Annotated in this window: 10 protein-coding genes and 1 tRNA gene; 6 read left to right on the plus strand and 5 right to left on the minus strand. The window is 69.3% G+C overall.

Annotation, left to right across the window (positions count from 1 at the left end; all coding sequences use genetic code 11):
* Positions 1–102: 102 nt before the first annotated feature.
* From ABZ896_RS23140 to purM, 4 genes are all read left to right on the plus strand, one after another.
* The gene (locus tag ABZ896_RS23140; protein ID WP_360932110.1) at positions 103–900 is read left to right on the plus strand and encodes a sterol carrier family protein; all 798 of its coding nucleotides are present in this window, start codon (positions 103–105) and stop codon (positions 898–900) included.
* A gap of 97 nt (positions 901–997) precedes the next feature.
* The gene (locus ABZ896_RS23145) at positions 998–1,759 is read left to right on the plus strand and encodes an META domain-containing protein (RefSeq protein ID WP_360932114.1); all 762 of its coding nucleotides are present in this window, start codon (positions 998–1,000) and stop codon (positions 1,757–1,759) included.
* A 57-nt stretch (positions 1,760–1,816) separates the two neighbouring features.
* Positions 1,817–3,346 (plus strand): amidophosphoribosyltransferase, encoded by a 1,530-nt coding sequence (gene purF / locus ABZ896_RS23150; protein ID WP_360932118.1) that lies wholly within the window; start codon positions 1,817–1,819, stop codon positions 3,344–3,346.
* Positions 3,347–3,380: 34 nt separating this feature from the next.
* Entirely contained in the window at positions 3,381–4,454 is a 1,074-nt protein-coding gene (gene purM, locus ABZ896_RS23155) for a phosphoribosylformylglycinamidine cyclo-ligase (protein ID WP_360932121.1), read from the plus strand.
* Between the two features lie 73 nt (positions 4,455–4,527).
* Here purM and ABZ896_RS23160 read toward each other — a convergent pair whose 3' ends face one another.
* A complete protein-coding gene (locus tag ABZ896_RS23160; RefSeq protein ID WP_360932124.1) occupies positions 4,528–4,791 on the minus strand; it encodes a DUF3073 domain-containing protein in 264 nt (87 codons plus the stop codon).
* A 281-nt stretch (positions 4,792–5,072) separates the two neighbouring features.
* Positions 5,073–6,173, minus strand: coding sequence for a Glu/Leu/Phe/Val dehydrogenase dimerization domain-containing protein (locus tag ABZ896_RS23165; protein WP_360932127.1), 1,101 nt, complete (start codon positions 6,171–6,173; stop codon positions 5,073–5,075).
* A gap of 221 nt (positions 6,174–6,394) precedes the next feature.
* Between ABZ896_RS23165 and ABZ896_RS23170 the strand changes: the two genes are divergently transcribed.
* Positions 6,395–7,237 (plus strand): hypothetical protein, encoded by an 843-nt coding sequence (locus tag ABZ896_RS23170; protein ID WP_360932130.1) that lies wholly within the window; start codon positions 6,395–6,397, stop codon positions 7,235–7,237.
* A 457-nt stretch (positions 7,238–7,694) separates the two neighbouring features.
* Positions 7,695–7,901, plus strand: coding sequence for a developmental transcriptional regulator BldC (gene bldC / locus ABZ896_RS23175; RefSeq protein WP_003949541.1), 207 nt, complete (start codon positions 7,695–7,697; stop codon positions 7,899–7,901).
* A 443-nt stretch (positions 7,902–8,344) separates the two neighbouring features.
* On the opposite strand, the gene ABZ896_RS23180 is transcribed toward bldC, so the two are convergent.
* The 3 genes from ABZ896_RS23180 to hrpA all read right to left on the minus strand — a co-directional run bounded on the left by ABZ896_RS23180 (position 8,345) and on the right by hrpA (position 13,072).
* Positions 8,345–8,548 carry a DUF6274 family protein gene (locus ABZ896_RS23180; RefSeq protein ID WP_360932133.1) on the minus strand — a complete coding sequence of 68 codons (204 nt, stop codon included), beginning with the start codon at positions 8,546–8,548 and terminating at the stop codon, positions 8,345–8,347.
* 395 nt (positions 8,549–8,943) lie between these two features.
* Positions 8,944–9,018, minus strand: a tRNA-Asp gene (locus ABZ896_RS23185).
* A gap of 94 nt (positions 9,019–9,112) precedes the next feature.
* Complete coding sequence (hrpA, locus tag ABZ896_RS23190) at positions 9,113–13,072, minus strand: ATP-dependent RNA helicase HrpA (protein WP_360932136.1); 3,960 nt, start codon at positions 13,070–13,072, stop codon at positions 9,113–9,115.
* Between the last annotated feature and the right edge of the window lie 22 nt (positions 13,073–13,094).

The raw sequence follows: 13,094 nt of genomic DNA on the forward strand, positions 1-13,094 counted from the left end.
CGGTCGCCGTACGCATACGAAGGCCCCGCCCGTCACCCACGGGTGGGGCCTTCGCGTCGGGGGCTCGGTGTGTGTGTCAGTGGGTCGCTCTAGGCTGATCTCATGCCACCGGCCAAGAAGCGCGCCCGCACCTACGATCCCGGCAAAATCCGCACCGCCGTACAGGCCCAGTTCGGGAACATCAGGGCGGCCGTGCGCACGCTCACCCCGGAGCAACTCGCGCTCGGCACGCGGCTCGGGGAGTGGACCGTGCGGGAGTTGGTCGCACACATCGGGATGGCGGTCACCGCGGTGCACCGGGCCCTGGACCGGCCGGAGCCCGCGCGACAGGACGCCGTGCTCCTCGACTGGCCCTTCGCCACCGCCACCAACTCCGCGGCCATCGACGACTTCACCCGCGGCCTCGCCGCAAACCACCCCGACCTCGACACCTACCTCGCCGACATCGACCGGACCTTCACCGAACTGCTCGACGCGCACCCCGGCACCCGCCTCCTGGAGACCAACGCCGGCGCGCTGCCCCTCGCCGACTACCTGGTCACCCGTACCGTCGAACTCGTCGTCCACACCGACGACCTCGCCGCCGCCGTCCCGGGCCTCGAGATCCCGTACGACCGCCAGGCGCTCGCCGCCTGCACCCGGCTGCTCGCCGACGCGCTCGCCGTGAAGGCGCCCGGCGGCTCCACCGAGGTGCGGATCCCGCCGTACGCCGTCGTGCAGTGCGTCGAGGGGCCGAAGCACACCCGCGGCACCCCGCCGAACGTCGTCGAGACCGACCCGCTGACCTGGATCCGGCTCGCCACCGGCCGCCAGACCTGGTCGCAGGCGCTGGACAAGGCGCAGGTCAGCGCGAGCGGCGAGCGGGCGGACCTGGCCGGACTGCTCCCCCTGATGGGCTGAATCCCGGCGGCGCGGGGCCGAACCCTTCACGCCCCTCGCGCGTCCAAGTGTCATGAAGCGGACGACACGTGTGAAATGCGCCGCCACCCTGGCCGCCGTGGGCACCACGCTGCTGGCCGCCTGCGGCGCGGAATCCGGCGCCGGAAGCGACTCGATCAGGAGTGCCGCCGACATCACGGGCATCGACTGGCTGCCGCAGAAGGTGACCGTGGACGGCAAGGAGTACGTCCTGCCGAAGGACGTCGAGACCTTCAACGACGCCCACATCACCTTCAAGCCCGACCCCGACGCCTCCCGCGAGGACGGCGGCGAGTCCGGCGGCTCGGTCGGCTGCAACAGCTTCGGCGCCGACGCGGCGATCGACGGCGACACCGTGCGGATCACCGACCTGGTCCAGACACTGATCGGCTGCCCCGACCCGCTCGGGGAGTTCGAGGAGAAGTTCGTCGGCGTCTTCCAGAACACCCTCAGGGCGACGGTCGAGGAGCGCGACGGCGCCCGGATCCTCACCCTGGCCACCCGCGACGGCGACAGCATCACCCTCCGCGAGAAGACCGCCCCGGCGCTGAAAGGCACCCGCTGGGTGATGGACAAGAAGGCGTACCTCACCCTGGGCAGGGACGACACCGTCACCGGCAGCCTCGGCTGCAACACCTTCCGTGGCGAGGCCGTCGTCAAGGACGGCACCATCGAGTTCGGCCCCCTCGCGACCACGCGCATGACCTGCGCGCCCGCCGTCATGAAGACCGAACGCGAACTCGCCGGTATTCTCTCCGGAAAGGTCTCCTACCAGCAGAAACGCGATTCTCTGATCCTCCGGGGGGCCTCCGGCGACAGCGTTACGGCCCGCGCGGAGTAAGAAAGGCCACTCTCCGCGAATTCGGACCAGTGGTCGATCTCGCCTACACTCGGAGCCGTGCCACGTGGTGACGGTCGACTCAATCATGATCTGCTCCCCGGTGAGAAAGGCCCCCAGGACGCCTGCGGCGTCTTCGGAGTCTGGGCTCCCGGTGAAGAGGTCGCCAAGCTCACTTACTTCGGGCTCTACGCCCTCCAGCATCGGGGCCAGGAATCCGCGGGTATCGCGGTCAGCAACGGCTCCCAGATCCTCGTCTTCAAGGACATGGGCCTCGTCTCCCAGGTCTTCGACGAGACCTCGCTCGGTTCGCTCCAGGGTCACATCGCGGTCGGTCACGCCCGCTACTCGACCACCGGCGCCTCCGTGTGGGAGAACGCCCAGCCGACGTTCCGCGCCACCGCGCACGGCTCGATCGCGCTCGGCCACAACGGCAACCTGGTCAACACGGCGCAGCTCGCCGAGATGGTCGCCGACCTCCCGAAGGACACCACCGGCCGCTCGACCCGGGTCGCCGCCACCAACGACACCGACCTGCTGACCGCGCTCCTCGCGGCCCAGGTCGACGAGGACGGCAAGCCGCTGACCATCGAGGAGGCGGCCCACACCGTCCTGCCCAAGGTGCGCGGCGCGTTCTCCCTCGTCTTCATGGACGAGCACACCCTCTACGCCGCCCGCGACCCGCAGGGCATCCGCCCGCTGGTCCTCGGCCGCCTGGAGCGCGGCTGGGTGGTCGCTTCCGAGTCCGCCGCCCTCGACATCTGCGGCGCCAGCTACGTCCGCGAGATCGAGCCGGGCGAGTTCGTCGCCATCGACGAGAACGGCCTGCGCACCTCCCGATTCGCGGAAGCGAAGCCCAAGGGCTGTGTCTTCGAATACGTCTATCTGGCGCGCCCCGACACCGACATCGCCGGCCGGAACGTCTACCTCTCCCGCGTGGAGATGGGCCGCAAGCTCGCCAAGGAAGCCCCGGTCGAGGCCGACCTGGTGATAGCGACCCCGGAGTCCGGCACCCCGGCCGCCGTCGGCTACGCGGAGGCCTCCGGCATCCCCTTCGGCAACGGCCTGGTCAAGAACGCCTACGTCGGCCGGACCTTCATCCAGCCCTCCCAGACCATCCGGCAGCTCGGTATCCGCCTCAAGCTGAACCCGCTGAAGGAAGTCATCAAGGGCAAGCGCCTGGTCGTCGTCGACGACTCCATCGTGCGCGGCAACACCCAGCGCGCCCTGGTCCGCATGCTCCGCGAGGCGGGCGCCGCCGAGGTCCACATCCGGATCTCCTCGCCGCCGGTCAAGTGGCCCTGCTTCTTCGGCATCGACTTCGCCACCCGCGCGGAGCTCATCGCCAACGGCATGACCATCGACGAGATCGGCACCTCGCTGGGCGCCGACTCGCTGGCGTACATCTCCATCGACGGCATGATCGAGGCGACCACCATCGCCAAGCCGAACCTCTGCCGCGCCTGCTTCGACGGCGAGTACCCGATGGAGCTCCCGGACCCCGAGCTGCTCGGCAAGCAGCTCCTGGAGACGGAGCTGGCCGCAGGGCCCGCCGCCACGGCCGCGGCCGACGCGATCCGTCGCCCGTAAGCCTCGTAGAAACCAACCCGAAAGATCCCAGGCAATGTCTGAGAGTTCCTCTACCGGTGCTTCCTACGCGGCTGCCGGCGTCGACATCGAAGCGGGCGACCGCGCCGTAGAGCTGATGAAGGAGTGGGTGAAGAAGACGCGGCGCCCCGAGGTCCTCGGCGGCCTCGGCGGTTTCGCCGGCCTCTTCGACGCCTCCGCCCTCAAGGGGTACGACCGTCCCCTGCTCGCCTCCGCGACCGACGGCGTCGGCACCAAGGTCGACATCGCGCGTCAGCTGGGCGTCTACGACACCATCGGGCACGACCTGGTCGCGATGGTCATGGACGACATCGTGGTGTGCGGCGCGGAGCCGCTGTTCATGACCGACTACATCTGCGTCGGCAAGGTCCACCCCGAGCGGGTCGCCGCGATCGTCAAGGGCATCGCCGAGGGCTGTGTGCTCGCCGGGTGCGCCCTGGTCGGCGGCGAGACGGCCGAGCACCCCGGTCTCCTCGGCCCGGACGACTTCGACGTGGCCGGCGCCGGTACCGGTGTCGTGGAGGCCGACCGGCTGCTCGGCGCGGATCGCATCCGTAAGGGTGACGCGGTCATCGCCATGGCGTCCTCGGGTCTTCACTCGAACGGGTACTCGCTCGTGCGGCATGTGCTCCTCAACGAGGCGGGCCTCGCCCTGGACGCCCGCATCGGGGAACTCGGCCGCACCCTCGGCGAGGAGCTCCTGGAGCCCACCAAGATCTACTCCCTGGACTGCCTGGCGCTCATCCGCACGGCCGAGGTGCACGCCTTCTCGCACGTCACCGGGGGCGGTCTCGCCGCCAACCTGGCGCGTGTGATCCCCGACGGACTGCACGCGATCGTCGACCGCGCCACCTGGACCCCGGACCCGATCTTCGACCTCGTCGGAAAGACGGGTCGGGTCGAGCGCCTGGAGCTGGAGAAGACCCTCAACATGGGCGTCGGCATGATCGCGATCGTCCCCGAGGAGTCGGCGGACGTGGCGCTGGCGACCCTGGCCGACCGCGGGGTCGAGGCGTGGGTCGCGGGCGAGATCACCGACCGCGGTGACCACACCACGGGTGCGGAACTGGTCGGCGACTACGCCGGCTGACGCTCACGAGGCAGCACAAAACCCGGTCCGGTGGTATGGACCACATCGGACCGGGTGAAGCGCTGCTGGAGCGTCAAGCGCCGCGGCGTTGCTGCGAAGAGGATGAGGGACCGGACTCGTCGTCCTCGTCCTCATCGTCGTCGTTGTAGAGATCCGCGTACTGGGCGTACGGGTCGTCTTCCTCGTCGTCGTCCTCGAACGGCTCGCCATTCGGCGGCTGGCTCGAAGTCGAAGCGCCCAGCTCATTGGCCAGACGCGACAGGTCTGTCCCGCCGCTGCTGTACTTCAGCTGGCGGGCGACCTTCGTCTGCTTGGCCTTTGCCCGGCCGCGCCCCATGGCTCGACCCCCTCGGATACGGGGCCCGGCGGCCCCAGAGTCTTGACACGCGTTCATGATCTGGAACGGGCTCTCCGTGGAGAGACCGGTCCGTAGGGCTTCCACGGTACCTGAGCCCGCGCCCATACGGTACGTCGCCCGCAGGACGTGCCCGGACCCAGAACCCTCGGGGAGCCCCGTCCCCGCTGGTCAACCGCGATTTTAACCACTTCTTCGCGGCCGACCCGCCGACGAACGTGAGAGTTCTCTCTAAGCGTGCGCCGACGGGTACCGGTCAAACCTCAGAGAGCCAGTTGTGTGGCCGCCTCATGCATCCGCTGCTCGGCGATCCGGTCGGCCGCGGCGGCCGGCGGAATCCCGTCCTCCTTCGCACGTGCGAAGATCGCGAGCGTGGTGTCGTAGATCCGCGCGGCCTTCGCCCGGCACCGCTCGAAGTCGAACCCGTGCAGTTCGTCGGCGACCTGGATGACCCCGCCGGCGTTCACCACGTAGTCCGGCGCGTAGAGGATCCCGCGGTCGGCGAGGTCCTTCTCGACGCCCGGGTGCGCCAGCTGGTTGTTGGCCGCCCCGCAGACGACCCGCGCGGTGAGCGCCGGCACGGAGTCGTCGTTCAGGGCGCCGCCGAGCGCGCAGGGGGCGTAGACGTCGAGGCCATCGGTGCGCACGAGTGCCTCCGTGTCGGCGACGGCGCCGACGGCCGGGTGCGCCGCGGTGATCCGCTCCACGGCCTCCTGCCGTACGTCCGTGATCAGCACCTCGGCGCCCTCGCGCAGGAGGTGCTCGACCAGGTGGTGGCCGACCTTGCCGACGCCCGCGACGCCGACCCGGCGGCCGCGCAGCGAGGGGTCGCCCCACAGGTGCCGGGCGCTCGCGCGCATGCCCTGGTAGACGCCGAAGGCGGTGAGGACGGAGGAGTCGCCGGCGCCGCCGTTCTCGGGGGAGCGGCCGGTCGTCCAGCGGCACTCGCGGGCGACGACGTCCATGTCGGCGACGTACGTGCCGACGTCGCAGGCGGTGACGTAGCGGCCGCCGAGCGAGGCCACGAACCGGCCGTAGGCCAGCAGCAGCTCCTCGCTCTTGTCCCGCTCGGGATCCCCGATGATCACGGCCTTGCCACCGCCGTGGTCGAGCCCGGCCATGGCGTTCTTGTACGACATCCCGCGGGCGAGGTTCAGCGCGTCGGCGACGGCCTCCTGCTCGCTCGCGTACGGGTAGAAGCGGGTCCCGCCGAGCGCGGGGCCCAGCGCGGTGGAATGCAGGGCGATGACGGCCTTCAGGCCGGTCTTGCGGTCCTGGCAGAGCACTACCTGCTCATGGCCGCCCTGGTCCGAGTGGAACAGGGTGTGCAGTACGTCTGCCGGGGCGCCGGTCACGTCGGTCACGGTGGTGACTCCTGGTTGTTCAGCGGCGGTTGGTGCGGGCTCCCGTACGGATGGCGGGGCCCGTGGGCATGAGATTAGAGCCTGGGGCGCCCGTCGGCCGCCCGGTGGCGTGGATCACGCACCGGGCCGACCCGCACGTGCGACGATTTCGCTTGGTTTTCCCGCTCGACGTGTGCGGGTTCCGCAGGTTTTCCCGGCAGGCGGCGGGGGAGAGAGCAGGCGTGCCCAAGGTGTCCTCGGTGATCGTTCCGTACGCGACCTATCTGCGCGTGTACGAGCCGCTGGCCGCCTTCCCCGAGCCCGAGCGCAGCCACTGGGCGCGCTACGCCCGCCGCGCCGACCGCCCCTCCTACCAGGACGAACTGCGCCGCTCCCTGGCCGACCTGCTGCCCACCCCGCCGGTGGCCGTGCCGGTGCACGAGAGCAGCGACGCCTTCGTGCTGGAGGCGGACGGCGTGGTCTGCGTCTGCCCCTGGCGGACCCGGCTGCGCGGCTGGCTGGCCCTGGAGGAGCTCGGCGACGAGCTGCCCGCGCCGGTCCTGGACGCGGTGCTGCCCGAGCTCGTAAGGCGCCAGGCCGCCCAGGACTACGAGCGCTGGCTCGCCCGCAACCCGGACGCGCGCCCCTGGATCCGCACGGCGACCTGGCAGGTGCCGCTGAACTGGTTCGTGCTCGTGGGCGACGAGGAGCGGCGCTTCGACAAGGGCTCCGGCGAGATCCCGCCCGCGCTGCGCTACCGCACGCCCATGGTGCAGGCCCGGCGCCGGGTGGCCCGGGCGCTCAGGACCCTCAAGGACGCCATCGACGAGGGGCCGCTCATCGACGGCCTGATCGACGTCGGGCGCTGGCTGGAGGAGTTCCACCCGCGCTCGCTGGTCGAGCTGGACTACGGCGGCCTGGTGCACGCGCTGCCGGCCGGCGAGCTGGAGGACGACCACTCCGCGGCGGACGTGGCCGCGGGCATCGAGGCGCTCAGGCACGGGGACGGGGCCGCGGCGGGCGAGGCCTACGGGCGGCTCGTGGAGCGCTGGCGGTCGGTCAGGGACCGGCGCTCGGCGAACTGACGTTTGACGTGACGCCCGTTTTGGGGTTTCGTCCTCGCTCAAGGTGTCACGAGGTTTCGCTGATGTCCCATCAACAAGGGGCAAGCGTGACGGACCGCACGTATCCGGCTCTTGCGCCTCTTGCCCCTCCTCATGCCAAAATAGGACAAGGGGCCCGGGGGAGGTTCCACTTTGGGGGGTCTGGTGACTCCTGATCGCCTCTGTGACTGATCGTCACAGAGGCGTGACTGTCCGCTATGGCATGGTCCATCGGCTTCCGTCGCCGATGAACGTCTGGGGGGCAAATCCATAGGTTTGGCCTACGCGGCTGGACAGATGGTGTAGTTGTAGTGCCGAGGACAAGCCGTTCGTCCTATAACCGACTCGACTCGCGTCCGCCATTTCGGGCAACGCGGGTCAAGGTGCAGAATTTAGAGGAAAGAACCGAGAACGATCGGTTCTCCCGAGGAGGCCGCTCATGACCGCTCGCACCCCTGATGCCGAGCCGCTGCTGACCCCGGCTGAGGTCGCCACGATGTTCCGCGTGGACCCGAAGACGGTCACGCGGTGGGCGAAGGCCGGAAAGCTCACGTCCATCCGTACGCTCGGCGGTCACCGCCGTTACCGCGAGGCCGAGGTCCGCGCACTGCTCGCGGGTATCCCGCAGCAGCGCAGCGAGGCCTGAACCCTTGCATAACCGGGCATAACGGCTGGTCCCCCAACTGGTCGAGACGCCCGACCCCTTGCTCCAAGCGACGCGGGTTCTGCCCCAACAGGGCCCACTCTCCACCTCGTCGTCGATCGCGCCGGACTCCGCCGAGTCCGGCGCGATCTTATTTGTGCGCGGAGTGCGTGAAGTGTGCGGTGGTCAGCGGGTCTGTGAGTGGGCTTGTCGGAGTCTGGGGAGGGGTGTCGGATCTCCTGTGAGACCGGCCGTCGTGACTGCCCGTGGCGCCCTGCGGGTACTCCCTGACGAGTCGCTGCCGAGGGTGCAATTGCACATATTAAATTGACCAGTTGTAGGAGACCGGTAAGTTCCACGGTTTCAAAAACTCATGCGGTGACTCCCGTCACATGCCAGAGTCCTTGTTGTGACTGCTCTGTGTGCGCTAGGGGAGGCGCCGGAGATCACGCGGGGGAGGGGGTCTCGTCCTCCACGGCATCGTCCTGGGCCGTGGTCGCGCGGGGTGCGGTGCGGGGTGCGGAATCCATCGCCAGCCGCAGCAGGTGATGGCAGATCGGGCAGTGCCGGGTCAGGTGCCGGTACGACGACGCGGCCGCCAGGTGCGCGCGGAGCAGGGCCCGCGTCTCATGCCTGACCGAAGCCGCCATACGCCACCTCCGGCTGCGCCGCTTGAACGAGGGCCTGGTTTCTGGGTACCGGGGGTTGGAGGTGCCGTCAAGATGGCGTGGGCGCGCTCAAGCCGCCGCCGGCGCTGCAGTGACCCCCTGGGGGCTGCCGCCCCCAGCCCCCCGCTTCGGCCCCGAAAGGGCCTCGTCCTCAAACGCCGGACGGGCTGAGAGATGTGAGCCGGCACATGAAGAAGGCCCGCTTCCCTTGCCGGGATGCGGGCCTTGCTGCTCTATGCGGTCCTGACGGGATTTGCTGTGTCTGATTGCGGCTCCGCCGCGGGCGCGGCCTCCACCTTGGCAGGGTGGCGAGCAGGGGTAAGGGAGAGCCGAAGAAGGCCCGCACCCTTGTCGGATGCGGGCCTTACTCCTTGATGCGGTCCTGACGGGATTTGAACCCGCGGCCTCCACCTTGACAGGGTGGCGAGCACTCCAAACTGCTCCACAGGACCAGGTTTCGCGGCGCTTACTGGTGCGTTGCGCTGCGAGAAGGACTGTACAGGAGCGGGCGGGTCCTGGTCGAACTCACCGTGGGTGAGGGGGCCGTCACGGCGCCAGCGTGTCGATCGTCTTCACGATCCGCTTGTCCGAGATCGGGTACGCCGTGCCGAGCGCGTGCGCGAAGTAGCTGACCCGCAGCTCCTCGATCATCCAGCGGACGTCCAGGACCTGCTGGAGGACGGGACGCCCCTGAGGGAGCTGCTCCAGCAGCCAGGCGTACTCGTCCTGCATCTCGTGGACCTTCTCCATACGGGTCGTGTCCCGCTGGACGTTCGTCGCCATCTGCTGCAGGCGCCGGTCCGCGGCCACCAAGTAGCGCATCAGGTCCGGGAGTCGGCGCAGCCCCGTCGCCGTCACGAACCCCGGCTTCACCAGCGCGTCCAACTGCGCCCGTACGTCAGCCAGGTTCGCCAGCAGTGCCGGACTCCGTACGCCCTTCAGACGCCGCTCACAGGCCTGCCAGGCGGCCAGCACCTGCTGCACCTGCCCGACCGTCCGCACCGTCGTGTCGACGATCTCCGCCCGCACCTTCTCGTACAGCTTCCGGTACGACTCCTCGTCCCACGCCGGCCCCCCGAAGTCCCCGATCAGCTTGTCCGCCGCGGCGACCGCGCAGTCGTCGAACAGGGCCTGGATGGAGCCGTGCGGGTTGGCCGAGAGCGCCAGCTTCTGCGGGTTCGTCAGGTGCTCGCTCGCGAACTTCGCCGGATTCACCGGGATGTTGCGCACGATCAGCCGCCGCGTGCCCTTCCACATCGCCTCGGCCTGCTCGGCCTCCGTGTCGAAGAGCCGGACGGAGACGGTGTCCCCGTCGTCGACCAGCGCCGGGTACGCCTTCACCGGCTGACCGGCCCGCCGCGTCTCGAAGACCCGGGTGAGCGAACCGATCGTCCAGTCCGTCAGCCCCTTGCGCTCCAGGGACTGCCCGCCCTCCCGGGACGCGGTCGCCGCGGCCGCCTGCGAGAGCGCCTGGCGCGCCTTCGGCTTCAACTGGAGCCGCAGCGCCTCCAGATCCTTGTCCTCGGCCAGCTTGCGCCGCCGTTCGTCCACGATCCGGAAGGTGATCCGCAGATGCTCGGGCACCCGGGACCAGTCGAAGTCCTCGGCGTCGAAGGGGACTCCGACCATGCGCTTCAGCTCGCGGGCCATCGTGACCGTCAAGGGCTCCTGAAGGGGGACGGCCGCGGACAGGAACCGCTTCGCGAAGTTCGGTGCCGGCACGTAGTTGCGGCGGATCGGCTTCGGGAGCGACCGGATCAGCTCCGTCACCAACTCCTCGCGCAGACCCGGGATCTGCCAGTCGAAGCCCTCGTCCGTCACCTGGTTCAGCACCTGGAGCGGGACGTGGACCGTCACACCGTCCGCGTCCGCGCCCGGTTCGAACTGGTACGTGACGCGGAACTTGAGCTGCCCCTGCCGCCAACTGTCCGGGTAGTCGGCCTTGGTGACCGCCTCCGCCGACTCCCGGATGAGCATCGCGCGCTCGAAGTCGAGGAAGTCCTCCTGCTCGTGCCGCTTCCGCTTCCACCAGGAGTCGAAGTGGGCGCCGGAGACGACGTGTTCGGGCACCCGCTGGTCGTAGAAGTCGAAGAGCGTCTCGTCGTCGACGACGATGTCCCGGCGCCGGGCCCGGTGTTCGAGCTCCTCGACCTCGCTGAGCAGCTTGCGGTTGTCGGCGAAGAACTTGTGGTGGGTGCGCCAGTCGCCCTCGACGAGCGCGTTGCGAATGAAAAGCTCCCGGGAGACCTCCGGATCGATCCGGCCGTAGTTCACCTTGCGGTCGGCGACGATCGGCACGCCGTACAGCGTGACCTTCTCGTACGCCATCACGGCCGCCTGGTCCTTCTCCCAGTGCGGTTCGGAGTACGTCCGCTTCAGCAGGTGCTCGGCGAGCGGCTCGACCCACTCCGGCTCGATCTTGGCGTTGACGCGGGCCCAGAGCCGTGAAGTCTCCACCAGTTCGGCCGACATGACGAACCGCGGCTGCTTCTTGAACAGCGACGAGCCCGGGAAGATCGCGAACTTGGCGCTGCGGGCGCCCAGATACTCGTTCTTGTTGCCGTCCTTCACGTCCTTCATGCCGATGTGCGAGAGCAGACCGGCGAGGAGGGAGACGTGGACGGACTGGTCAGGAGCATCGTCCTCATTCAGATGGATGCCCATCTGCTTGGCGACGGTCCTCAACTGCGTATAGATGTCCTGCCATTCGCGGATGCGCAGGAAGTTGAGGTACTCCTGCTTGCACATCCGGCGGAAGGACGACGAACCCCGCTCCTTCTGCTGCTCGCGGACGTACCGCCACAGGTTGAGGTAGGCGAGGAAGTCGCTGGTCTCGTCCTTGAAGCGGGCGTGCTGCTGGTCGGCCTGGGTCTGCTTGTCGGCCGGGCGTTCGCGCGGGTCCTGGATGGAGAGCGCGGCGGCTATGACCATGACCTCGCGGACACAGCCGTTCTTGTCGGCCTCCAGGACCATGCGCGCGAGGCGCGGGTCGACGGGCAGCTGGGCGAGCTTGCGGCCGGTCTGGGTCAGCCGCTTGCGTACGTCCTTCTCGGCGGGGTCCAACGCGCCCAGTTCCTGGAGGAGTTGGACGCCGTCGCGGATGTTGCGGTGGTCCGGCGGGTCGATGAAGGGGAACTTCTCGATGTCACCGAGGCCGGCCGCGGTCATCTGGAGGATGACGGAGGCGAGGTTCGTCCGCAGGATCTCCGCGTCCGTGAACTCCGGGCGGGCGTTGAAGTCGTCCTCGGAGTAGAGGCGGATGCAGATGCCGTCGGACGTACGGCCGCAGCGGCCCTTGCGCTGGTTGGCGCTGGCCTGCGAGACCGCCTCGATCGGCAGCCGCTGCACCTTGGTGCGGTGGCTGTAGCGGGAGATGCGGGCGAAGCCGGGGTCGATCACGTACTTGATGCCCGGCACGGTGAGGGAGGTCTCGGCGACGTTGGTCGCCAGAACGATCCTGCGCCCGGTGTGGGGCTGGAAGACGCGGTGCTGCTCGGCGTGCGAGAGGCGGGCGTAGAGGGGGAGGATCTCGGTGAAGCGATACGCCTTCTTCGTGAGCGCGTCCGCCGTGTCGCGGATCTCCCGCTCCCCGGAAAGGAAGACGAGGATGTCCCCCTTGCCCTCGCCCTGGAGCTCCTCGACGGCATCGCAGATCGCGGTGATCTGGTCGCGGTCGGAGTCGTCCGAGTCCTCCTCCAGCAGCGGGCGGTAGCGCACCTCCACCGGGTACGTCCGGCCGCTGACCTCGACGATCGGGGCGTCCCCGAAGTGCCGGGAGAACCGCTCGGGGTCGATGGTCGCGGAGGTGATGACGACCTTGAGGTCGGGACGGCGCGGCAGCAGCTGCGCGAGGTACCCGAGCAGGAAGTCGATGTTGAGGGACCGCTCGTGGGCCTCGTCGATGATGATCGTGTCGTAGGCGCGCAGCTCGCGGTCGGTCTGGATCTCGGCGAGCAGGATGCCGTCCGTCATCAGCTTCACGAAGGTCGCGTCCTGGTTCACCTGGTCGGTGAACCGCACCTTCCAGCCGACGGCCTCACCGAGCGGGGTGTCCAGCTCCTCGGCGACCCGCTCCGCGACCGTACGCGCGGCGATCCGGCGGGGCTGGGTGTGCCCGATCATGCCCTTGACGCCCCGGCCCAGCTCCAGACAGATCTTGGGGATCTGCGTGGTCTTGCCGGAGCCGGTCTCGCCGGCCACGATCACGACCTGGTGATCACGGATGGCGTCCGCGATCTCGTCCTTCTTCTGGCTGACCGGGAGCTGCTCGGGATAGGTGACGGCGGGCACGCGCGCACGCCGTACGCCGATCCGCTCCTCGCCCTTCCCGATCTCCGCCGCGATCTCGGCGAGCACGGCGGTCCGCGCCTCGGGTTTGCGGATCTTGCGCGCGCCTTCGAGCCTGCGCCCGAGCCGCTGCGCGTCACGCAGGGACAACTCGGTCAGGCGGGCGGCGAGCTCTCCGAAGGCCGGGGCGCCGGGGGCGGGGGCAGGGTGCGTAGACATACGCGATCCAGGATCTCATCCC

The sequence above is a fragment of the Streptomyces sp. NPDC047072 genome (assembly GCF_040643855.1).
In the GTDB taxonomy this organism is placed as follows: Bacteria; Actinomycetota; Actinomycetes; order Streptomycetales; family Streptomycetaceae; genus Streptomyces.

Bases quoted from the DNA above. Each gene is read 5' to 3' on its own strand.
- ABZ896_RS23140 (WP_360932110.1), top strand. From the start codon at position 103: ATGCCACCGGCCAAGAAGCGCGCCCGCACCTACGATCCCGGCAAAATC.
- purM (WP_360932121.1), top strand. From the start codon at position 3,381: ATGTCTGAGAGTTCCTCTACCGGTGCTTCCTACGCGGCTGCCGGCGTC.
- ABZ896_RS23160 (WP_360932124.1), bottom strand. From the start codon at position 4,791: ATGGGGCGCGGCCGGGCAAAGGCCAAGCAGACGAAGGTCGCCCGCCAG.
- bldC (WP_003949541.1), top strand. From the start codon at position 7,695: ATGACCGCTCGCACCCCTGATGCCGAGCCGCTGCTGACCCCGGCTGAG.
- ABZ896_RS23180 (WP_360932133.1), bottom strand. From the start codon at position 8,548: ATGGCGGCTTCGGTCAGGCATGAGACGCGGGCCCTGCTCCGCGCGCAC.
- hrpA (WP_360932136.1), bottom strand. From the start codon at position 13,072: ATGTCTACGCACCCTGCCCCCGCCCCCGGCGCCCCGGCCTTCGGAGAG.